We start from the raw sequence: 22,375 nt of genomic DNA, 5'->3' as shown, positions 1-22,375 counted from the left end.
GTACAAAGGAGCGACGAACATGGACCTGCAACTGAAGGGCTTGAAGGCGATCGTCACCGGCGGAACCAAGGGCATCGGTCTCGCGATTGCGCGGACGCTGGCTGCCGAGGGCGCCGACGTGGCCATTTGCGCACGCGACGCGGTCAGCGTCGCGGCGACTGCGAGCGCGCTGTCCGAACTGAGCGGCGCTCGGGCATCGGGCGCGGCCGTCGATGTGTCGGATGGCGCGGCGCTCAAGGCGTGGGTCGAGCGCGTGGGTGCGGAGTGGGGCGGGCTCGATATCCTCGTGGCCAACGTGAGCGCGCTTGCTATCGGCAACGACATCGAATCGTGGCGCAAGGAGTTCGAGACCGATCTGCTCGGCACGGTCAATCTCGTCGATGCCGCCATGCCGTATCTCACCGCGAGCAAGGCCGCTTCGATCGTCGCGATTTCGAGCGTATCGGGACGCGAGATCGACTTCGCTGCGGGACCTTATGGCGTCTTCAAGGCCGCGCTCGTGCATTACATGCAGGGGCTCGCGAATCAACTCGCATCGAAGGGAATTCGCGCGAACACGGTTTCGCCGGGCAACGTGTACTTCGAAGGCGGCGTGTGGGACTGGATCGAGCACAACGATCCGGCGCTGTTCGAACGCGCGCTGGCGCTCAATCCGACCGGCCGCATGGGCAAGCCGCAGGAGATCGCGAATGCGGTGGCGTTCGTTGCGAGTCCGGCGGCGAGCTTCGTGAGCGGCGCGAACATCGTCGTCGATGGTGCGCTCACGCGCGGCGTTCAACTCTGACAAACCGGGCAACTCAACGGGGGCATCGAATGGAAACACGCAGTGCGATCGACATCGATCTCGTCAACCTCACGGTCGAGAGCGTGCAGGACGGATTCAAGCGCGGCAAGTTCACGGCCGAGCAACTGGCGCGGGCCTGCTTCGACTGGATCGAGCGCCATAACGGCACCTATAACGCGCTGATCTTTCTGAATCCGGCGGCGCTCGACGATGCCCGCAGCATCGACGAACGGCGCACGGCCGGTGAAGCATTGGGGCCGCTCGCGGGCGTGCCGGTCGTCATCAAGGACCCGATGGACATGGTCGGCTTCCCGACCACCGCGGGATGGTCGAAGCTGTACAGCAAGACGGGCGGCGTCGATCTGATGCCCGAGCGCGATGCGCCGGTCGTCGCGCGCATGCGTCGTGCGGGCGCGATTCTGCTCGGCAAGACGAACGTGCCGATCCTGAGCCACACCGGCTCGCACGCCAACGATAGCTGGGCGGGCCCCACGATCAATGTCCCAATGCGCGACCGCGTGCCGGGCGGCAGCAGCGCGGGCACGGCGTCGGCGGTGGCATCGGGCATGGCGGTGCTCGGGCTCGCCGAGGAAACCGGCGGATCGATCCAGAATCCCGCATCGGCGCAGGATCTCGTGGGCATCAAACCGACCATCGGTCTGGTGCCGAATGCGGGCGTGGTGCCGTTGTCGGGCAACCGCGATGTCGTCGGGCCGATCGCGCGCAACGTGAGAGACGCCGCGCTGTGTCTCGACGTGCTCGCCGGCTACACGAGCGAAGACCCGAAGACGCTCGCGAGCGTGGGCCGGCAACCGGAAGGCGGCTATGCGGCCGCGCTGGACGGCAACGCGCTGCGAGGCAAACGCATCGGGCTCTACGGTCCCGGGTGGCGCAATCAGCCGCTTTCCGACGAAGCCGCCGCGTTATACGAGCGTGCGAAGGGCGAACTGGTATCGCTCGGCGCGACGCTGATCGACGATCCGTTTCAAGGCTCGGGCTTCGCCGATTTGCGCAAGACGACGGCGCCGCTGGCCAATTTCGATGCGCGCGGTCTCGAATCCATTCCCTACGATGTCGAGAAGTATCTCGAACGGCTCGGCAAGGGCGCGGCGCTGAACACCTTCGCGGAGTTCGCGCAGGCCACGCAGGACGAAGACGCATTCGGTCCGGACGGCGTGTTGAACTTCATGCATAACCTGGCGGATTTCAAGGCCGCGCTGGCGAATCCGTCGCTGCCGCCGGAGATGCCCGAATTCGTCGCACTGAAGGCGCGCTATCTGCGTATCTTCGACAAGGTGTTCGACGAGCAACGACTCGATGCCCTCGTCTTCCCGCAGATGCGTTGCGAGCTTCCGCCGCTACACGGCAAGGACACCATTCAGGAAACGACCGTGGGCGAGATCAATATCGCGGGTCTGCCGGGCGTCGCGGTGCCGGCGGGTTATTACGCGTCGGGCTCGCCGTTCGGCCTCATCTTCGTGGGCCGCCAGTGGGACGAAGGCGCCTTGCTCGCGTTGGCCTATGCGTATGAGCAAGGCGCGGGCAAGCGGAAGGCGCCTGTGCTCGCCTGACGCGGGTTGCACGCGCGTGCGTCGAATGGCTCGCCTTTGCGGGCGGGCCGCACGAATCCCGCGCTAGCCGCCATCGGCGCTGCTGCGATTGACGACAAGAAGTATTCCCGCGCCGGATATCACCGTGCCGAGAGCCATCAGCCACGATAGCGGCTCGCGAAACATCGCCCATGCCCAGATCAGCGTGACGGGCGGGCTGAGGAACAGAACGCTCGTCACGCGAGCAGACGATGTCCGCCGCAGACACGCCCAGTAAAGACCGCATCCGCCGAGCGTCGCGAAGATGACGCTCCACGCGACGCTCGCCGCGAAACCGGCGGACAGCATCGGTGCAATGCGGCCTTGAGATGCTTGCAACGCGAGAAAGATCGGGCACGACACCAAGCTCTGCAGCCAGAGCATGCCGAGCGGAGTCAGGGTGCCGCAGTGCGAAGAACGTTGCTGCCAGACGGTGCCCGCCGCGAGCGATAGCATCCCCGCGACCGGCAGTCCATAGGCCCATGCGGGCGCGCTGCCGAGAGAAAGGGCATCGCGACAGACGATCAGCGTCCCGGCAAGACCGAGCCCTAATCCGGCCCACACGACAGCCGGGCTGCGCTGGCGAAAGAGACACGTGGTCATCAGCACCACGCCGACAGGCAACAAGTCCGCGATGAGGGCCGCGAGACCGGCGGGCACGCCAAGCTGCACGCCACCCGCGACGCCCGCAAGATAGCCGGCCATCGCCAATGCGCCGATGCATGATTGCCGGATCAGAACAGACTTGGGCGCATGCCGCATCTCCCGCGCCACAAACGGAAACAAGCCGATGGACAGCGCGATGAACCGCCACAACGTCACCAGGTAGACCGGCGCATAGTCCGCGGAGAACCGCATTCCGATGAAGCCCGAACTCCACGTGAGCACCATTGCCGCTTCGAGAAAAGGCAGCGGCATGGGGCTCCGTCCCGGCACGGGCTGGTCTGTGTATGTTCTCGCCATGCATCCACACTAGCGCGCCGCCGTGGATTCGAAAATCAAAATATACTGATCCGGTCGTTCAACAACGCTAAACCACCCGGGATCACACGATGAGCACAGTGCTAGACATCGAACTGCTGCGGACCTTTCACGCGATAGCGCGGCTGAGGCGCTTCCGGGCGGCGGCCGAGCACGTCAACCGAAGTCCGGCGGCGGTCAGCCTTCACATTCAGCGTCTGGAAGCCGCTGCGGGCGGCAGATTGCTGGAGCGGGACAATCAGTCGGTCACGCTGACCGTGTTGGGCAAACGGTTGCTGGCGAGCACGGGCGAGTTGCTGGCGGCTCACGACCGGATAATCGACGAGATCAAGGGCAAACGGCTGGCGGGCCGCGTCGTGCTCGGCATCCCCGACGAATACGCTGCTCATGTGATTCATGACATCCTGCCGGACTTCGCGACGAGTTGGCCCGACGTGGTGCTCGAAGTGAAGACCGCGCCGAGCTTCAAGCTGCGGGATCAGATCGCGCGCGGCAAGCTCGACTTGGCGATCTTCGTTCAGCCCGCGCACCGAAGCAGATCGGCGAACGTATTGACGCTGACGACGCCCGTCTGGGTCGGCAGTCCGACGTTCGCGCTCGACGAGTCACGTCCGGTTCCATTGGCGCTGTACGCCGAGCCGTGTCCCTATCGTTTGGCGATGACAGACGCACTGGAAGCCGCGGGGCGCAAGTGGCGAGTCGTGCTCGACAGCGCATCGACGCAAGTCATCAAGGCGTGCGTCGAATCAGGGCTCGCGGTGACGCTGCTCGACCGGGCAAGAGTCACCGCGGACATGCGCGTGATCGACGGTCTTGCGCATGTAGCCGATCACGAGGTGGTGTTGATGCGCGGTGACACCGGACGCGCAACCGAGGCCATCGATCTGCTCGCAACGGCGCTGCGGCAGCAGTTCCGGCTTTAGCGCCGCGCACGATTCGAGCATTCAAGCGCCGGCTCTTTGGAGAAACTTCGCCCGCATCGGCTTCAGCACGAACATCGCGAGCACGGCCGTCACGATGTCGAGCGTGATCCCGACGCTGAACACCGGCACCCAGCTTCCCGCGTGCTGATGCAAGAGCGCCGCGAGCGGTCCGCCGAAGATCGAACCGATGCCCTGCGAGATATACAGCCAGCCATAGTTTTCGGTGGCGTGGCGCGTGCCGAAGGTATCCGTCAAGGTGGACGGGAAGAGCGAGAAGATTTCGCCCCAACCGAAGAAGACGACGCCCGAGAGCAGCACGAAGAAGACGGCGTTGTCACGCGTCAGGAGCCACAGCGCCATCGCCACGCCTTCGAGCGCAAAGGCGAAGAACATCGTGTTTTCACGGCCGAATTTGTCGGAGACCCAGCCGAACAGCGGGCGCGTGAGTCCGTTGGTGAAGCGGTCGATGGTCAGCGCGAGCGGCAGCGCGGCCATGCCGAACACGACGACCTGCGTGATGCCGAAGTCCGCCGCGAAGGTCGCCATCTGCGATGTGACCATGAGGCCCGAGGTGGACATCATCGTCATCATGGCGAACATGAGCCAGAAGAGCGGCGACTTCATCATTTGCGAAGGACGCAGATTCGGCACGTTCGATACCGCCACCGCCGATGCCTTCGCCGGCGCTTCGTCACGCGGCACGCGCAAGCCTTGCGATGCGACGAAGCCCACGACCGCGAACGCGATGCCGTAGATCCACAGCGTCGCATCGAGACCGCGCGCCGCCAGCGAGGCCGAGATCGGGAACGTCGTCACGATTGCGCCCATGCCGTAGCCCGCGGCCACCGCGCCCGCCGCGAAGCCGCGCCGGTCGGGGAACCAGCGCACCATCAGCCCGACCACGCCGACATACACGATGCCCGTGCCGAGCCCGCCCACGAGACCGTAGGTGAGATACAGCATCGATGTGCTCGCGGCCATCGACGAGAGCACCCAACTCAGGCCCGACATGACGGTGCCGAGCGAAATCAGCAGGCGCGGACCGAAGCGGTCGATCAGCTTGCCCTGAAACGGCGAGAAGAACGTCTGCAGGATGATGAGCAGCGAGAACGTGACCTGCAACTCGGGCAGCGGCACGCCGAGCTTCGCCGACAGCGGTTTGGTCAGCAGCGTCCACACGTATTGCGGGCTCGAAATCGACATCATGCAAAGCAGGCCGAGACCGAGTTGCAGCCAGCGGTTGTGAGCGGCGATCGCGGGCGCGGCCGCATCGTCGTGCAGTGTCTGGATGCGTGTGTTCATAGGCGTTCCCCGGTTGATGTGCGGATAAAAAAGGATGAGTCGTGCCCTCCGGTTCGACGAGCGCGGAACCGGATCACTTCGAAGCAAGAGCGTGTTGAGCGTTACCAGCCGGCGGCTGAGCCGTCGCTGCGTGGATCGTGACCGGCTTCGAATAATCCATCGGGATACCGAACGATTGCGCCGGCGTGCCCCATCGCTTCGTCGTAGGCGGCGAGCACTTCGACGTCGTGACCGAGCGCGCGCAATGCGTCGATGGTCTCGTCGGGAAAGCGCGCTTCCAGCTTGAGCGAGTCGGTCGACTGGCCCCACGTGCGGCCAAGCAGCCAGCGCGGCGCATCGATCGCGGCCTGCGGATTCCAGCCGAATCGCGCGATGCGCGAGAACACCGCACTCTGCGATTGCGGCTGGCCGTCGCCGCCCATGTTGCCGTAGACCATCGTGCGGCCATCGGCGAAACGGGCGAGCGCGGGATTGAGCGTGTGGAACGGACGGCGGCCCGGCATCAGCGGATTGAGCGACGACGGATCGAGCGAAAAGCTGCAACCCCGGTTCTGCCAGTTGATGCCCGACTGCGGCAGGACGATGCCGCTGCCGAACTCGTGATAAATGCTTTGGATGAAGCTGACGGCAACGCCATCGCCATCGATGACGCCCATCCAGACCGTATCGCCGGGACCGCGGCCACGGCCCCAGGGCGCGGCGCGCGACATCGACACTTGCCGGGCCATCGCATCGAGCGCGGCGGGATCGAGTTGCGTGACGGCATCGATGCGCATGTGGTCCGGATCGGTCACGTGTTCGTCGCGCACCTTGAAGGCGAGCTTCGTCGCTTCGACGCATGCATGGACGAACTCGGGGCCGAGCGGGTTCATGTCGTCGGTCAGCACGCGGTCCAGCACGCCGAGAATCAGCAGCGACACGAGACCTTGCGTCGGCGGCGGCATGTTGTAGACGGTGCCCAGCGTATGCGTGAGCGCGAGCGGCGTACGTTCGCGAGCCGTGTGCCGTTCGAGATCGGCGAGGGTGATGAGCGTTTCCAGCGACGACAGGTCGTGCGCGATGCTGCGCGCCAGATCTCCGCGATAGAAGTCGTCGAGACCGGCATCGGCGAGCTGTTGCAGCGTTGCGGCGAGACGCGCGTTGACGAAGCGCTCGCCGGTGCGCGGCACGCGGGCATCGGGCATGAAGGTTTGCGCGAAGCCCGGCACGTTTCCGAGTTCGCCGCACTTGCCCGCCATGCAGTCGGACTGACTGCGCGTGACGGGAATGCCCGCCTTCGCATAATGAATCGCGTCTTCCAGCAGACGCGCAACCGGTAGGCGTCCGCCGAGCGTGTTCTTCGAGAAGCGCTGCGCGAAGTCCCAACCGGAGACGGTGCCCGCGACGGTGTTGGCCGCGAGCGGGCCGCGTGCAGGAATGGCGTCGAGGCCCAGCGCGCGATACGTGCCGATGTCGGCGCGCATCGCTGCCGCACCGCACGCCTCGATGCCGATCGGCGCGTGACCCGGACGCGAGATCAGCCAGAAGCCGTCTCCGCCGATGCTGTTCATGTGCGGATAAACCACCGCGACGGTGGCGGCGGCCGCGATCATCGCTTCGACGGCGTTGCCGCCTTCTCGAAGGACGGCGAGCGCACTTTGCGATGCAAGCGCATGCGGCGCCACGGCCATGCCGCGCGAGCCGCGTGTGGGATTGAGTGCAGCAGAGACTTCCAGAGACATCGACGTTTCCTTGTATACAACGAAATCGTCAATGCGAGTTCCGTGCCAGGCGTCCGTGAAAACCCTATGGAACCTTGCTGGCTATGCCTTGCAGCGTGGTTTGCCGCATGTTTGAAGGAAGTGCGGCGATGCCGTCAGATGGTGCGCCGCGGTCGCGCCGGTGCGTGCGCGACGCTCGAACGCCCCGCTTCGGTGCGGGCGGCGAGCAGGCGCCGCATCGTGAGGCCGCTCACGCTTGCTTGGCTGCCGCTGATATGACGCGACACCAGTTCGACGCTCGATGCGCTGTCGCCGCGACGAATGGCATCGAGAATGGCGGCATGCTCTTCATACGTCTCCGCGATGCCATCGCCCTTCACGAGATCGAGCCGGCGCACCACGCGGATACGGTCGGTGACGCGCTGCATCGTCGCGGTGAGTTCATCGTTGCCCGCGGCCGCTACCAGCGCATGATGCAGCGATTCGTCCAGTTCGACGAGCTTTCGTCCATCGACGACCCGGCGCGCACGGCCAACGCGCCAGATGCGATCGAGCGCATCGAGCAGCAAGTGAAGATCGGCTTGCGGCGTTTCGCCATTGCAGAGCTTGCGCACGGCGAAGACCTCGATCATCTGACGCATCTCGTAGAGGTCGTCGAAACGCTTGTTGTCGATGGGCACCACTTCCCAGCCGCCGCGCACATAGCCTTGCATCAGGCCATCGCTTTGCAGGCGTTGCAGCGCTTCGCGTGCAGGCGTACGCGATACGCCGAAGCGTTCCGCAATGGCGCCTTCCGTCAGCCGGTCGCCGGGCAGGATCCGCATGTCGAAGATTTCCTCGCGCAGCGTGTAATAAACATGATCCGCGCGCGACAGCGCGGCGTCTTGCGCGTTGACAAGGCTTGCGTCGGCCATAACGGTGAGCGGGGTAGCGTGCATGGACGGGAAGCTTATCAAAGGGCTGCGCGTCGCCAGAATTGCCGGACGGCAAAAATCGCTTTGTGGATAAATGGCGCGTTCGCCAGCGAAGCTGCCACGCGATTTAACGCTTCAATTCGAAGATGCTGTCGATCTCGACCGGGATGCCCATTGGCAAAGTATGCACGCCGAGCGCGCTTCGAGCGGGAAGCCTGTCTTGTCCGAACAATGTCAGCAAGAGGTCGCTGGCGCCGTTGGCCACTTGCGGATGTTGCGTGAACGACTGTTCGGCGCGCACGTAGACCGTCAGCCGGCTGCATCGCTCGATGTTGTCCAGACCGCAGGCTTGATCGACGCAAGCCAGGATCATCAGCATCGTCAGATGCGCCGCGTGGCGCGCCGTTTCGACAGACATGTCGCCGCCGACCATTCCGACGATTGGCTTGCCGTTTTCGAAAGGCCCGAGACCGGAAACATAGACCTGACTGCCCGCAATCGAAACCGTTCGATAGGAGCCGAGCGGCGCGATGGGCGCCGGCAGTTCGATCCCCGCTTGTGCAAGGCGTTCGGATACGTTCATGTTCGGCTCACCGTGATGTGATCAAAACACTAGCGTAACCCGGTCAATATCCTCGGCTATCGCGATCGCGATTTGTATTTCCAGAAGGGCGGCCCGTCCTGCGCGTCACTGCTTCGCTCCGATCCCCTCGATGCGCCACAACTGCGTCTCGAGGCGGGGGCCTGTCTCGGGCTTGAACCAGCTCATGTCCTGGATGTGGGAACTCGTAACGTAGAGGGTCCCGTCGGGGCCCTCGGAGAACGTATCGGGCCAGCGCAGCCGCTTGTCCTGCACGAGGGTCGTGATGCGATCGCCGTCACGGACTCTGACTGCGTCCTGCTCGATCGCGCTCAGATAAAGCCGCCCGCGCTCATCGATCCAAAGACCGTCGGTCGGCTCCGTCTCGGCGACACGCTCCACGCGCGCTTCGAGGTCCTTCTCCGACAGACGCGGGTTCTGCAATGCGTTTGTCGCGATGCGATAGAGCGTGCGACCGGTCAGTGCTTTCCAGTAGAGCGTGCGCCCATCGCGCGAGAGCGCGAGGCTGTCGGCGGCGAATTCGACTCCGCGTCCGTCGGGTCGGCGTAGCGGCTGCCCGTCGATCCTGACGACCACGTCCTTTTCCGGCTGCGTGCTCGGATGGCCGCCGAGCACGCGCCTGGCCTTGCCGGTCTGCAGATCCACGACCACGAGCGCTCCCTTGGCCCCGGCATCGGTCAGATAGGCATAGTGACCATCCGGCGAAAACCGCACATCGTTCAGATAGCTTCCCTGAGGCGCGACGCTCTCGTCGAAGCGGATCACCTGCGCGACCTGGTTCGCCTTGAGGTCGATCTTGACGAGCTTGGGTCCGCCCGGCACGAGCGATGCCGTGGCTGGCGCGGCCGGATCGACGACCCAAAGATTGCCGTGTGCATCGGTCACGACGCTCTGGACGCACACGAAATGATCTCCGGCGGACATCTGGTTCTTCTTCTCGTTGCGCCATGCATTCCACTCGTCGTCCGGGTAGGGTTTGATCTGGCCGTCGCGCGTCACTTCTGCAACCGAGACCGGCGCATCTTCTGTCCAGCGCGGAAAATTGACGAAGATGCGCCCATCCTTCGAAACGGTCACGCCCGTAACCTGGTGCTCGAATTTTGCGACCTGTTGCAGTTGTGGCGTATCGGATGTAGGCCCCGCGTGCTGCTGTGCGATGGATGCATTGGCGAGAAGCGTCATCGCCACGATGGCGGACGCGGCTGCGATTCGGATCATGGTCGTTTCCTTTGCATGGCGGCACTCGGGATGCGCGGCGAATTCAAGGCGCGAACACGGCGCGGACGCAGCCGTCGGTCTTGTGCTTGAACATGTCGTAGCCGCGTGGCCCGTCCTCCAGCGAGAAGCGGTGAGTGGCGAGGTAAGCAGGGTTCAGCTCGCCTTTCTGCGCGTGCGAGAGCAGCCGATCCATATAGGCTTGCCCGTGCTGCTGCGCGCTGCGCACCGTCATGCCCTTGTTCATGATGGCGCCCATCGGGAACTTATCGATCAGCCCGTAGACGCCGAGCACCGACAGCGTGCCGCCTTTGCGGCAGGCCATCACGGCCTCGCGCAGCGCCTGGCCGCGGTCCGTCTCCAGACGCAGCGCCTGTTTGACGCGGTCATACGCGTATTGCGGCCCGGTGCCGTGCGCTTCCATTCCTACCGCGTCGATGCACGCGTCGGGGCCCCGCCCGCCGGTCATCTCCATGAGCGTTTCGAGGACGCTGTCGACCGCCGTATAGTCGATCGTCTCGGAGCCGGCGTGCTCGCGCGCCATCTGCAAGCGCTCGGGAAAGCGGTCGATCGCGATGACGCGCTCCGCGCCCATCAGACGCGCGCTTTGCTGCGCCATCAGCCCTACGCCGCCGCAGCCCCAGACCGCGACCGTGTCGCCCGGCTGGATGTTGCAGAAGTCGGCGCCCATGTAGCCGGTCGGCGCCGCATCGGAGAGGAACAGCGCCGTATCGTCCGGGACGCCGTCAGGGACTTTGAAGCAGTCGTTGTCGGCAAACGGTACGCGCACGTATTGCGCATGCGCGCCCGCATAGCCGCCGAACGCGTGCGTGTAGCCGTAGATGCCTGCGGTCGTATGTCCGCCCAGAAGCGGTGCCTGTAGCTCGGGCTTGGGATGCGTGTTGTCGCACAACGAGTAGAGGGAGTGCTGGCAATACCAGCATTGCCCGCAAACGATGAATGAAGGAACCACGACGCGGTCGCCCTTTGCGAGGCGCTTCACCTCGGGGCCGATCTCCTCGATCACGCCCATGAACTCGTGGCCGATGACATCGCCCGACTTCATCGTCGGGATGTAGCCGTCGATGAAGTGAAGATCCGAGCCGCAAGTCGTCGACAGACTGACGCGCAGGATCGCGTCGCGGGGATTGATGATCTCCGGGTCTTTCACAGTCCCGACGCGCAGGTCGTTTACCCCGTTCCAGTACAGTGCTCGCATGCTCACTCTCCTTAACGCGTGGTTGCGCGAGCAGCGGGCTGCCGCTCAGTGGTGGGAATCTCGCCGGTCTCGACGAGGCTCTTGAAGCGCCGCAGCGCGTTGTCCGCGACCAGATTCAGCGGCGTGGTCCCGAGAAGTTGCAGCAGGCCTTCACCGAGCGCGCCGCCGGGCGGGTCGAACCGGACGTGCAGCGTCGCCACGGTGCCGCGGTCGTTCGGGGCGGCGTCGAAGCGGACGGATCCCTCGTTCGGAATGGCGGCGCCAGGCAGCGAGCGCCAGCCGACGCCTCCGCCGGGGCCGTCGACGATCTCCGATTCCCATTGGTAGGCGCGACCGAGCGGCGTCCTTATTTCCCAGCGCATGCGGCCGTCGCCCGCCGGGTGCAACGTCGCGAAGCCTGCCACGAGTTGCGGGAGCGTCCCGGGCGCAAGCCAGAGCCGACGAAGCTCGTCCGCAGTCTTGCCGATGGTGATTGCGCGCTCCACCTCCGGCGTCGCGCCGGCGATCCCACTTCGCCCCTTGTTGTCTGCCCGTCCGCGATGGAGCGGGACACCGTACCCGGCACTCGCCGCTGCCATGCCCGCGCAGGCAGTGAGCGCGAGAGCCACGGCGCCTTTCTTTCGTCCGGCGAGTCCGGACACGATCAAGGCCGCGCTGAGCGCGACGGGGATCCAGCCAATGCCTTGCATGGCTTCTCCGGCCGACACGCCCGAAGAATGGCCGCCGCGCCTCAGTGATTCGCGCGGCCGGATAGCAAGAATGTTGCTTGCCATAACAAATGCTCCAAAGGTTACTGATCGCCGTGGTGCCCGCTACGCGGTTCGTACCGTGCAGCGGGATCGACGAGACATGTTGGCGACGCTCGAGCCCATTGCACGCGTGGCAATGATTGAGCGATGAGCCCGAGCGCTCATGCAACCACGATCGCTGCGTCGCTTCGCTAACCTCCCGGATGCAAGACCACCTTGGTCCAGCCGTGGTCGCGCACGTCGAAGTGCTGATAGGCGTCAGGCGCCTGGTCGAGTTTCAACTCATGCGACACGATGAACGATGGCTTCGCGCGGCCCGCGTGTATCAGATCGCGCAACTGCCGGTTGTATGCCTTGACGTTGCACTGGCCCGTGGCGATGTGCTGCCCCTTGAACCAGCACTTGCCCCAGTCGAACGCGATCTGACCTTTCTTCGCCAGTTCGTCCTGCGCGCCCGGATCCTCGGGAATGAACACGCCCACCACGCCGATCCCGCCGGTGAACTTGACCGACGACACCAGGTTGTTCATCGTGAGATTGGGGTTCTCGTGGCGTTGCGGAGCCGGATCGTGGCACTGGTAGCCAACGCATTCGCATCCCACGTCCGCGCCCATGCCTTGGGTGAGATCCATGACCCGCTGCACCGGATCTTCCTTCGAATAATCGATCGCGATCGCGCCGATGGACTCAGCGAGCTTGAGCCGGTCGGGATGGCAATCGACCACCATGACGCTGCGGGCGCCCTTGATCATCGCCGAGTGCGCGGCCATCAGACCGACGGGGCCGGAGCCGTAGATCACCACGGCGTCGCCGGGCCTCATGCCGGCGAGTTCGGTCGCGTGCCAGCCGGTCGGGAAGATGTCGGCGCACATCACGTAGTCGGTCTGCTTCTGCTGGGCGTCAGGCGGCAGCTTCAAGGACATGAAGTCGGCCCAAGGCACCCGGAGATATTCGGCCTGTCCGCCCGGCCAAGGACCCATGTCCGCAAAGCCGAACGCGCCGCCGGCGATTCCCGGCTGGTTCGCACTCAGGCAAAACGCCGTGAGGCCGCGCTCGCAGTTCATGCAGTGGCCACAACTTACATTGAATGGCAGGCACACCCAGTCGCCGGGCTTGATCCGCTCCACGGCAGGCCCGACCTCCTGAACGACGCCCAGATTTTCATGACCGAAGATGCGGCCTTGCTCGAAGTCGGTTCGGCCCTCGTACATATGCAGATCGGAACCGCAGATGTTGGTACTGGTGATTCTGACGATGGCGTCGGTCGGACGCTCGATCTTGGGATCCGGAACATTCTCGACCGTAACTTCACGAGGACCGCGATACACAACGGCTTTCATATGTTTCTCCCGAGAGTTCAACTGCGAAGAGCCTGAGCCGCGAAACCTTCGGCGGCTGTCGGCGTCGACAAACCCGCAGACCCACCTGCGGTACGTCCCTCTCTCATGCAGACCGGCACTTTGCAGACAGCGTCTGCTATTGCTGGTTGAAGCCGGACAATCTATCGCCATCCTAAATAGTGAGTGCCATGCGCTTCCGGATTTTTGGTGACGGTGCGCGATGTAAGGGCAGCTATCCGCGTGCCCGATTCGGGTCGACAGAGGCGACTCGCGGATGAGCATCGAGATTCAGTGCGATTGATACGGCTATCTAATCGATGCGTGGGGGTGACGTGTAATCGCGTAGTCGCGGAGAACTTGCACCGGGCTGCAGATCTTGCAAGAGCGGCCTGGTTCGAGAACCGGAAGGGTCGCTATTCGGTCAGTTGACTCGCGGGCTTAACCCGCATCGCCGGTCGATTATCGAAACAGTTGTCCATGACAAAAAAGCTCGGCGCGCCCGCAGATCGGACACGGCAGCGCATAAGGACACTCATTGACATGGACACCGATGCAGGACCAGCGACTCCGATTCCCGGCCGGCGTCGATGGCCCGATGGACAACCAACGATGCGGGCAAGACAGCATGCGTTGAACGGAACGTCGAATGCTGTTTGCGTGGCGGTTGCCGCGTTGCTGTGAAGCGAAGAGGATGCCGCGCGATACAACCGCTCACTCACAATGGAGGCTAGCGATGAGAGCGCTCATCTGGGAAGGCAAGAAGGACATCCGGTGCGAGTCGGTTCCGGACCCGGTCATAGAACATCCCCGCGATGCGATCATTAAGGTAACGACATGTGCCATCTGCGGCTCGGACTTGCATCTGTTCGATGGGTTCATGCCCGGCATGGAATCCGGCGACATCATGGGCCACGAATTCATGGGCGAGGTGGTGGAAGTCGGCAACGCGAATAGCACGCTGAAGATCGGCGATCGGGTCGTCGTTCCCTTCACGATCATCTGCGGCGAATGCGAACAATGCAAGCGCGGCAACTTTTCCGTCTGTGAGCGGAGCAATCGGAACCAGGACGTCGCGAACAAGGTGTTCGGCCACACGACTGCGGGCTTGTTCGGCTATACGCATCTCACAGGCGGCTATCCGGGCGGTCAGGCCGAATACGTGCGCGTACCGTATGCGGACAGAACGCACGTGAAGATTCCCGACGGCCTCACCGACGAGCAGGTGCTCTTCCTCGGCGACATCTTTCCGACCGGCTGGCAGGCGGCGGCTCAGTGCGACATCGAGCCGACAGACACCGTTGCGATCTGGGGGGCAGGGCCCGTCGGCCAGATGACGATTCGCAGCGCCGTTCTGCTCGGCGCGAAGCAGGTGATTGCAATCGACCGGGTGCCCGAGCGTCTCGCCATGGCGCGTGCGGGCGGGGCCACGGTCATCAACTTCGAAGAAGAGAGCGTCCTCGAGCGCTTGGCCGATCTCACACAAGGCAAGGGCCCCGAGAAGTGCATCGACGCGGTCGGCATGGAGTCGCATGCGACGCGCTCATTCGATTCCCTGTACGACCGGGCCAAGCAGGCCGTGATGTTGGAAACGGACCGGCCGCACGTATTGCGGGAGATGATCTACGTCTGCCGTCCGGCGGGCACGCTGTCGGTTCCAGGCGTGTACGGCGGTCTCATCGACAAGATTCCGTTCGGCGCTTCCATGAACAAGGGGCTGACATGGCGCATGGGCCAAACCCATGTGAACCGCTGGACGGACGACCTGTTGCGACGCATTCAGGAAGGGCAGATTGATCCCTCGTTCGTCATCACGCACACGGTGCCGCTCGATCAAGGACCCGAGATGTACAAGACATTCCGCGACAAGGAAGATGGCTGCATCAAGGTCGTGCTTAAGCCTTAGTCGGGAAGACGGCGGCTTGCCTGAATCCGCTGGTGCGGACGTTCCGCCGTGACCGTTGAAACGGTCGCACGATCATGGACGGAAGCACCGCGAATGTCACTGCCGCGAGCCGCCTTCTTCTATGGCGCGGCGACCGCACTGTCGACGGCTTGAGTCAGTTGCGCGATATCGACCGGCTTCGTGAAGTGAAAATCGAATCCGGCGTCTGTTGTGCGCGCCCGGTCCTGTTGCTGACCCCAGCCGGTGACGGCAATGAGCGTCAGGTCGTGCGTCGAGGGCGTTGCCCGTATGCGGCGCGCGACGTCGAGCCCGCTCATGCCCGGCAAGCCGAGGTCGAGCAAGATCACGTTCGGGTTGTATTCGCCGAGGAGTTCGATCGCCTCTTCGCCGGAATAGACTGTTCGTACATCGTGTCCCTGCATCTCCAGAAACGCCGTCATTGCGTCCGCTGCATCGACGTTGTCGTCGACGACCAGGATCCGGCGCTTCGGGGCCGACGCGTGAACGGCAAGCGCAGCGCGTGTTGGCGCCGGCATGGGCAACACGCGCGACGTCGCGGGCAGATGAATGGCAAAGCAGCTCCCCCGATCCTTTCCGCCACTCGACGCGGTGAGTCGGCCTCCATGCAGCTCGATGAGCGATTTGGACAGCGCGAGTCCGATGCCAAGACCGCCCTGCCGATGCTGATCTCGATTGACCTGGGAAAACATCGCGAAGATCGCCGACAGTTTGTCCGGCTCGATGCCGATACCGTTGTCCGTGACCGACAGGACGATCTCGGCGTCGTCAGCCGTCGCCGCGAGTTCGATGCGCCCGCCCGGTGGCGTGTACTTCGCCGCGTTCATCAGCAGGTTGGCCAGCACTTGCGCGAGCCGGAGCCGGTCCGCCTCGATATGCAATGGTCTGACGGGCGGCTTGATGACGAGCTCGTGCCCCTTGCCTGCGAGGATCGGTCTCGCGATTTCGACCGCTTCGTCGACGACTTCGCGCATCGCCACGGCCTCTTTGCGCAGCTTGAGCGCGCCGCGCGTGATGCGCGACACGTCCAGCAAGTCGTCGAGCAGAAGCGCCATCGCGGCCGACTGCCGGCGCAGCACGCTGATGCACCAGATCCTGCGCTCTTCCGTCAAGTTCGGCTGTTCGAGTATCTCCGCGACGTGTCGGATCGGCGCGAGCGGATTACGCAATTCATGTGCGAGCGTCGCGAGAAACTCGTCCTTGCGGCGGTCAGCCTCCGAAAGGGCCTGTTCGGCCCGCACGCGTGGCGTCACGTCTCCGAACCACGCCACGACCGAACCGTCCAGAGACGCCGCGACGACGTGAAACCACTGCTCGCCGTTTTCACCCGAGACGCGTATGTCGAAGGCCTCTCTTCCCGGGCGCTGGGCGAGCGGTGTGAGCCGCTCGAGCAGCATGTTCGCCTCCCACCCGGCCGGACGCACATATGCCGTGGAACTGCCGATCACGACTGCGGCGTTCTGATTGAAAAGCTGGGCGGCCGCCTTGTTCAGATAGTCCCATCGAAACTCGGCGATGCGGCCCTCGCGAACGACCGGGGTCAGGATGACGAACGGCACGCCTGCGCTGTCCAGGGCCACGTCGAACCGGTGTCGCGCCTGGCGCTCGACCTGCAGAAGGCGATCCGTGGCCTCCTGCGTAGCGGCTTCGGCGCTTCCTGCACGCCGCGCCACCTTGGCGAGTTGCTGCCCGGCCGCCACCAGAAATGCCCCGACCAACGCGTATGCCACCAGCACGATGCGGTCGTCGTGTTGCAGAACGGCCAGACTGCCGACGGGCGGCATCCAGAGCGCGCCGAAGGCCATGCCGCTCACGAGAAGCAGCGATCCCGACCACGCGCCGAACAGCACCGTGATCAACGGAAGCGTCGCGCTGAAGAAGAGGAATGTCAGCCGTCCGTGGGCAACCATCGTCAGCGCCTGTTGAGCTGTCACGATAACGGCGGTAGCTGCAATACCGAAGACCAGGCGCTGTTTCGGTGGATATTGGGCGATGCGTACGATCATGGTCGTGACTCGATTGGGCTGGTTGTTATCCTGTCCACTGTGCAGTCTTTGTTCCTATCTTCTCGCGACTTGCAGAGCGTTGGAATCCGCTGCCGGCGGAACTCGGTGCCCCTCGCTCGGTCAGCGAGTCGGGTCCGAGTCGCCAACAAAAAAGCGCCGACTCCATTACGGGGGCGGCGCTTGAAAGTCCGTCAAAGAAGCGAGATTCCGACGAACCTGAGAGACCTGAATTCTAGGCAGAAAGGTCCACCAGTTCTAATAGCATCGCGTGATGGCTCGGATAAAACTTTCTTATATCGGGATTACACAGGATGACTCTTGCCTTTCTTTTTGGTGCCTTGGCTCGGCATGACGAAGCCGGCCCGCCACCCGCCATCACCGCAGCGGCGCGATCCCGTCCGCGACGCCGGCTGGCATGCAGATATGCTTGAGCTCGGTGAAATCCGCAAGGGCATCATAGCCATGAAGCCGTCCCAGCCCGCTTTGACGATAGCCGCCGGTTTCCGCCTCCGCGAATAGCTTGTTGTGATCGTTGATCCACACCGTCCCGTTGCGCAGCGCCCGCGCCATGCGAAACGCGCGCGGACCATCGTTCGTCCACACGCTCGCGGAGAGGCCGAAAACCGTATCGTTGGCTTTCAGAATCGCTTCCTGCTCGTTCTCGAACACCTCCAGCGTGACGAACGGACCGAATATCTCGTCCTGACAGAAGAACGCCTTGGGGTCGGCATGCTCGACGAGCGTCGGCGACAGAAACGCATGTCCCGATGGAGCACCGCGCAGCAGCACGCGATCGGCAGTCGCGCACGCACGTTCGATCGTGTGCTCGACGGAATCGCGCGTGGCGGCGTCGATGAGCGCGCCGATATCCGTCGCCGGATCGATGCCCGGCCCCACCTTCAGCGACGCGAGCGCCGACGCGAGCTTCTCGCGCATGTCCGCCGCCCGCGACGCATGAACCAGCACGCGGCGCGCCGCGGTGCATTGCTGACCCGAGATGATCGTCGCGGCCCGCGCGAGACGCGGCGCGATGGCGTCGATATCCGCATCGCCGAACACGACGCAGCACGACTTGCCGCCGAGTTCGAGCGACAGCTTCTTGATGCTGTCCGCCGCCGCGACCATGATCTTCTTGCCCGTCGCGGTCGATCCCGTAAAGCTGAGGACATCGACGCCGTGTGAATCCGCGAGCCGCTCGCTCGCCGCATATCCGCGCTCGTTGACGAGATTCACGGCGCCCTTGGGCAACGCGGTGAGCTCGAAGCAGCGCATCATCGCGGCCGTCACGAGCGAAGTCTGGGCGGCGGGCTTGACGATCGCCGTGCAACCGGCCGCCAGCGCGGGCGCGAGCGAGCGCACGAGCAACACGGCGGGCGCGTTCCACGGCACGATGATCGCGACGACGCCGGCCGCTTCGCGCAGCATCGTCGATATCGTGCCGGGCTCAGGCTCCAGCACATGCCCGGCGATATGGCGCGCAAGACCCGCGTAATAGCGCACCTCCGAGATGGCGCCCGCGATCTCGCCACGCGACTGCGCGATCGTCTTGCCGTTCTCGCGCGTGAGCAGCGTCGCGAGCGACTCGCGCTCGTGGTCCAGCGCCGCGGCCCACGCCAGCAGCACGTCCTGACGCAAACGCGCGTCCTGCGCCCACGTCGTGCGATCGAACGCATGTCGCGCGGCGGCGATGGCTGCGTCGGCTTCGTGCGCGCCGCCGTCGGCATATTGGCCGATGGCTTCCCCCGTCGCGGGGTCGATGCTGTCGAGCGTCGGCGTGCCGGTCCATTCGCCGGCGATCCAGTGTCGTGCGTTCATGCGGAGCTTTCCTTGATTAAGGGGGAGGGTTCGTCACCCGAAAAGTTCGACGCCCGATGCAACTCGTCGCCGATGATCGCGATGAGCGCTTCGGCCGCCGCGCTCAACGGGCGGCGCGGATGGCTCACGCAGAGAATGTGTCGCACGATTCGCGGCGCGAGAATCGGACATGCGCGCAACGTGCCGTGCCGCGCGGCCCGCTCGACGACGATGCGCGGCAGGATCGTCGCGAAGCGCGTATTTTCGACGAGCTTGAGAATGGTCGACAGCACGTCGATCTCGAAGCGCGGCGCAAGCAGGATGTCTTCGTGCTGCGCGGCGCTGTCGAGCACGCCGCGCAGACCGTGGCGCTTGGTCGGCAGCACGAGTTCCAGTTCCGGCAGTTGCGCGAGTTCGATCGCGTGCGGCAGATCCGGTCCATGCGTCGCACTGGTGGCGAGCACCATCTCTTCGTCGAGCAGCGGGCGCGAGTCGAGCGAAAGACGCGCGCGCGGCTTGTTGATGATGGCGGCATCGAGCTGACCGCCCGCGACCCAGTCGATGAAGGTGGCGCTGTAGCCATCGGCGACGGTGACTTCGACATCCGGGTAACGCGCGTGAAAGCGCGACAGCGAATCCGCGAGCACGCTCTCCGTCACCGATGCGATCAACCCTATGCCGACATGTCCCGTGACCACTTCGTCGCGTTGCACGAGTTGCTGCCGCGCGTGGGCCAGGTCCCGCATGATCGGCAAGAACAGGCGGTACATCAGCCGTCCCGCGGCGGTCGGCGCCATGCCGTGCGCGCCGCGCTCGAAAAGCTGCTGATGCAATTCGTCCTCGAGCTTCGCGATCTGCATGCTGAGCGCGGGCTGCACGATGTTGAGACGCTTGGCCGCGCGCGTGACCGAGCCGTCCTCGAACAGCGCGATGAAGTACTGGATTTGCTTGAGGTCCATGTTCCGTGGGGTATCAGCGATGCTAATAGGCGACCGCACCGTTATCAGACTGCTTCGATGGACCGCGCCGGGCGTTTGTTCAGGCTTGCTGCTCAAGCGCCCATTCGCGCGTGCTCCATTGATACGTGAGCGCAACAACCGTGTCATCCGGGCTAGCACCGTTATAAGCACGAATGATTCGGCGCATCAATAAACAGTATTAGCCGTTATGGGGCGATCTCGCTACGCTTCATCCAATGCGCTGGCTTTGGCAGGCGCGCCCAGATGGAGACGCTGATGAACACACGCGATGCCGCAACGAACGGCAATCCCGCATTCTCGTGGGCCCCGGATCGCACCGATACCGGCTCCCTTTCGCTGCGCGACTGGCTCGCGCATCTTGCGCGGACCGGCCGCGTCGCGACGATCGACAAGCCCGTTGCGCTCGAACATGAACTCGCTGCCATCGCCAAGCGCCTCGACGGCACGCAGGCGGCGTTCTTCACGCAGCCGGGCGGTCACGCGGTGCCTGTCGTCAGCGGCTTCATGGCGAAGCGTGCATGGATCGCGGAAGCGATGGGCGTCGACGAAACCGAACTGCTCGCCCGCTTCTCGGCTGCTGCTGCTGCGCCGCTTCCATCGAAACGCGTCGAACGTGAAAACGCGCCGTGCCAGCAAGTCGTGCATACGAACGGCATCGACCTGCACGCGCTGTTGCCGATTCCGACGCATAGCGAACACGACAACGGCCCGTACATCACCGCGGGTCTCGTGATTGCACGCAATCCGCGGACCGGCGTGCAGAACGTTTCGATCAACCGCATTCAGGTGCATGGCCGCGACCGCATGGCGATCCTGCTGCTGCCGCGCCACCTCTATGCCTTTCAGCGCGCGGCGGAAGAAGCCGGCGATGCGCTGGATGTCGCCGTAGCCATCGGCGTCGATCCGCTCACGATGCTCGCTTCGCAAGCGATCACGCCGATCGATCACGACGAGCTGGAGATCGCGGGTGCGCTGCATGGCGCGCCGCTGCCCGTCGTCGCGTGCGTGACGAACGGCGTGCATGTGCCGGCGTTCGCGGAGATCGTGATCGAAGGGCGCATTCTGCCGGACGTGCGCGAGCCGGAAGGACCGTTCGGCGAATTCCCGAAGTACTACAGTGCAAAGGAAGCGCGCGAAGTCATCGAAGTGACGGCGGTGACGCATCGGCTCGATCCGGTCTTTCATACGATCGTGCCCGCCGAGATGGAGCATCTGCTGCTCGGTGCGATTCCGCGCGAAGCGACGTTGCTCGCGCACCTTCAACGCAGCCATCCCAACGTGAAGGACGTGCATCTTTCGGTGGGCGGCGTGTGCCGTTATCACCTGTGGGTGCAGTTCGACAAGAAGCGCGAGGGCGAAGCGAAGAACGTGATCCTCTGCGCGTTCGGCGCGCATTACGACATCAAGCAAGTGGTCGTCGTCGATCCCGATGTGAACGTGCACGATCCCGCCGAAATCGAATGGGCCATCGCGACGCGTTTTCAGGCGGACCGCGATCTCGTCGTGATCGCGGGCGCGCAGGGTTCGCCGCTCGATCCGTCGACGACTGTCGGCCAGCCCGCCGATGCGCCCGCGCATCTGCAAGGCATGAGCACGAAGATGGGCCTCGATGCGACGCGCCCCGTCGTCTATGCCGAGCACGTCTTTACGCGCGTGCGCATTCCCGGACAGGACGCAGTCGATCTGGACGCGCTCGTCGCCGCCGACAACAGCGCACTGGACGCCTACCTGGCGCGCAATCATGGCTGAGCAGAAGAAGCGCATCGTCGTCGGCATTTCCGGCGCGAGCGGCGCGGTGATCGGCGTGCGCCTGCTCGCTGCGTTGCGGCGGCTCGGCACGCACGAGACGCATCTGATCGTGTCGGCATCGGGCGCGGTGACGGCGGCGCAGGAACTCGGGCTGACGCGCGGCGACATCGACCAGCTCGCCGACGTCGTCCACAACGTGCGCGATATCGGCGCGTCGGTCGCGAGCGGATCGTATGTCAGCGACGGCATGGTGATTGCACCGTGTTCGATGAAGACGCTCGCGGCCGTCGCCAACGGCTTCGCCGACAACCTGCTCACGCGCGCCGCCGACGTGATGCTCAAGGAACGCCGCCGCCTCGTGCTCGTCGCGCGCGAAACGCCGCTCAATCTCGCGCATCTGCGCAACATGACGCTCGCCACCGAAATGGGCGCGATCGTGATGCCGCCGGTGCCCGCGTTCTACGCGCATCCGAAGAGCATCGACGATGTGGTCGATCACACGGTCGGGCGCATTCTCGATCTCTTCGGCATCGAGCATCAGGAGATCGCGCGACGCTGGAGCGGCCTCGCCGATGCATTCGGCCGCCGCGCGCAAGATGAGGAATGAT

At 64.4% G+C, this 22,375-nt stretch carries 18 protein-coding genes; 6 read left to right on the top strand and 12 right to left on the bottom strand.

Annotated elements, in window-relative coordinates; genetic code table 11:
* Nucleotides 1-19 precede the first annotated feature (19 nt).
* Together NCS67_RS21980 and NCS67_RS21975 are read left to right on the top strand one after the other, a co-directional pair.
* Nucleotides 20-784 (top strand): SDR family NAD(P)-dependent oxidoreductase, encoded by a 765-nt coding sequence (locus NCS67_RS21980; RefSeq protein ID WP_250436551.1) that lies wholly within the window; start codon nt 20-22, stop codon nt 782-784.
* 29 nt (nt 785-813) lie between these two features.
* Entirely contained in the window at nt 814-2,355 is a 1,542-nt protein-coding gene (locus NCS67_RS21975) for an amidase (protein WP_250436549.1), read from the top strand.
* A gap of 63 nt (nt 2,356-2,418) precedes the next feature.
* Here NCS67_RS21975 and NCS67_RS21970 read toward each other — a convergent pair whose 3' ends face one another.
* Nucleotides 2,419-3,291, bottom strand: a complete 873-nt coding sequence (locus NCS67_RS21970; RefSeq protein ID WP_250436548.1) for a DMT family transporter — start codon at nt 3,289-3,291, stop codon at nt 2,419-2,421.
* A 134-nt stretch (nt 3,292-3,425) separates the two neighbouring features.
* Here NCS67_RS21970 and NCS67_RS21965 point away from each other — a divergent pair, with 134 nt between their 5' ends.
* On the top strand, nt 3,426-4,277 hold the full coding sequence (locus tag NCS67_RS21965) for a LysR substrate-binding domain-containing protein (RefSeq protein WP_250436547.1): 852 nt from the start codon (nt 3,426-3,428) through the stop codon (nt 4,275-4,277).
* A gap of 21 nt (nt 4,278-4,298) precedes the next feature.
* On the opposite strand, the gene oxlT is transcribed toward NCS67_RS21965, so the two are convergent.
* The 8 genes from oxlT to NCS67_RS21925 form a co-directional block, all read right to left on the bottom strand.
* Nucleotides 4,299-5,579: an oxalate/formate MFS antiporter gene (gene oxlT / locus NCS67_RS21960; protein WP_250436546.1), complete on the bottom strand. Its 1,281-nt coding sequence runs from the start codon at nt 5,577-5,579 to the stop codon at nt 4,299-4,301.
* A 101-nt stretch (nt 5,580-5,680) separates the two neighbouring features.
* The gene (locus tag NCS67_RS21955) at nt 5,681-7,300 is read right to left on the bottom strand and encodes a gamma-glutamyltransferase family protein (protein ID WP_250436545.1); all 1,620 of its coding nucleotides are present in this window, start codon (nt 7,298-7,300) and stop codon (nt 5,681-5,683) included.
* A 134-nt stretch (nt 7,301-7,434) separates the two neighbouring features.
* The gene (locus NCS67_RS21950) at nt 7,435-8,193 is read right to left on the bottom strand and encodes a GntR family transcriptional regulator (protein WP_250436544.1); all 759 of its coding nucleotides are present in this window, start codon (nt 8,191-8,193) and stop codon (nt 7,435-7,437) included.
* 127 nt (nt 8,194-8,320) lie between these two features.
* On the bottom strand, nt 8,321-8,776 hold the full coding sequence (locus NCS67_RS21945; RefSeq protein WP_008348110.1) for a RidA family protein: 456 nt from the start codon (nt 8,774-8,776) through the stop codon (nt 8,321-8,323).
* 105 nt (nt 8,777-8,881) lie between these two features.
* Nucleotides 8,882-10,012, bottom strand: a complete 1,131-nt coding sequence (locus NCS67_RS21940) for an SMP-30/gluconolactonase/LRE family protein (protein WP_034470935.1) — start codon at nt 10,010-10,012, stop codon at nt 8,882-8,884.
* A 43-nt stretch (nt 10,013-10,055) separates the two neighbouring features.
* Entirely contained in the window at nt 10,056-11,228 is a 1,173-nt protein-coding gene (locus tag NCS67_RS21935; protein WP_250436543.1) for a zinc-dependent alcohol dehydrogenase, read from the bottom strand.
* Between the two features lie 11 nt (nt 11,229-11,239).
* Nucleotides 11,240-12,001: an SRPBCC family protein gene (locus tag NCS67_RS21930; RefSeq protein ID WP_250436542.1), complete on the bottom strand. Its 762-nt coding sequence runs from the start codon at nt 11,999-12,001 to the stop codon at nt 11,240-11,242.
* A gap of 167 nt (nt 12,002-12,168) precedes the next feature.
* On the bottom strand, nt 12,169-13,317 hold the full coding sequence (locus NCS67_RS21925; RefSeq protein ID WP_239294579.1) for a glutathione-independent formaldehyde dehydrogenase: 1,149 nt from the start codon (nt 13,315-13,317) through the stop codon (nt 12,169-12,171).
* Nucleotides 13,318-14,050: 733 nt separating this feature from the next.
* Here NCS67_RS21925 and NCS67_RS21920 point away from each other — a divergent pair.
* On the top strand, nt 14,051-15,220 hold the full coding sequence (locus NCS67_RS21920; protein WP_175980901.1) for a zinc-dependent alcohol dehydrogenase: 1,170 nt from the start codon (nt 14,051-14,053) through the stop codon (nt 15,218-15,220).
* 119 nt (nt 15,221-15,339) lie between these two features.
* Here NCS67_RS21920 and NCS67_RS21915 read toward each other — a convergent pair whose 3' ends face one another.
* From NCS67_RS21915 to NCS67_RS21905, 3 genes are all read right to left on the bottom strand, one after another.
* Nucleotides 15,340-17,244: a hybrid sensor histidine kinase/response regulator gene (locus NCS67_RS21915; RefSeq protein WP_250436541.1), complete on the bottom strand. Its 1,905-nt coding sequence runs from the start codon at nt 17,242-17,244 to the stop codon at nt 15,340-15,342.
* Between the two features lie 375 nt (nt 17,245-17,619).
* Nucleotides 17,620-19,059: an aldehyde dehydrogenase family protein gene (locus tag NCS67_RS21910; protein ID WP_250436539.1), complete on the bottom strand. Its 1,440-nt coding sequence runs from the start codon at nt 19,057-19,059 to the stop codon at nt 17,620-17,622.
* Nucleotides 19,056-19,997: a LysR family transcriptional regulator gene (locus tag NCS67_RS21905; protein WP_008348104.1), complete on the bottom strand. Its 942-nt coding sequence runs from the start codon at nt 19,995-19,997 to the stop codon at nt 19,056-19,058. Before NCS67_RS21905 ends, NCS67_RS21910 begins: the two co-directional genes overlap by 4 nt.
* A 276-nt stretch (nt 19,998-20,273) precedes the next feature.
* On the opposite strand from NCS67_RS21905, the gene NCS67_RS21900 reads away from it, so the two are divergent.
* Nucleotides 20,274-21,767, top strand: coding sequence for a UbiD family decarboxylase (locus NCS67_RS21900; RefSeq protein WP_034471030.1), 1,494 nt, complete (start codon nt 20,274-20,276; stop codon nt 21,765-21,767).
* Nucleotides 21,760-22,374, top strand: coding sequence for a UbiX family flavin prenyltransferase (locus NCS67_RS21895; protein WP_175980894.1), 615 nt, complete (start codon nt 21,760-21,762; stop codon nt 22,372-22,374). The genes NCS67_RS21900 and NCS67_RS21895 overlap by 8 nt, the downstream gene beginning before the upstream one ends.
* Nucleotide 22,375 lies beyond the last annotated feature (1 nt).

The organism is Caballeronia sp. ATUFL_F2_KS9A (assembly GCF_023630765.1).
Lineage (GTDB): Bacteria > Pseudomonadota > Gammaproteobacteria > Burkholderiales > Burkholderiaceae > Caballeronia > Caballeronia zhejiangensis.
This window is presented reverse-complemented; position numbering and strand designations above follow the sequence as displayed.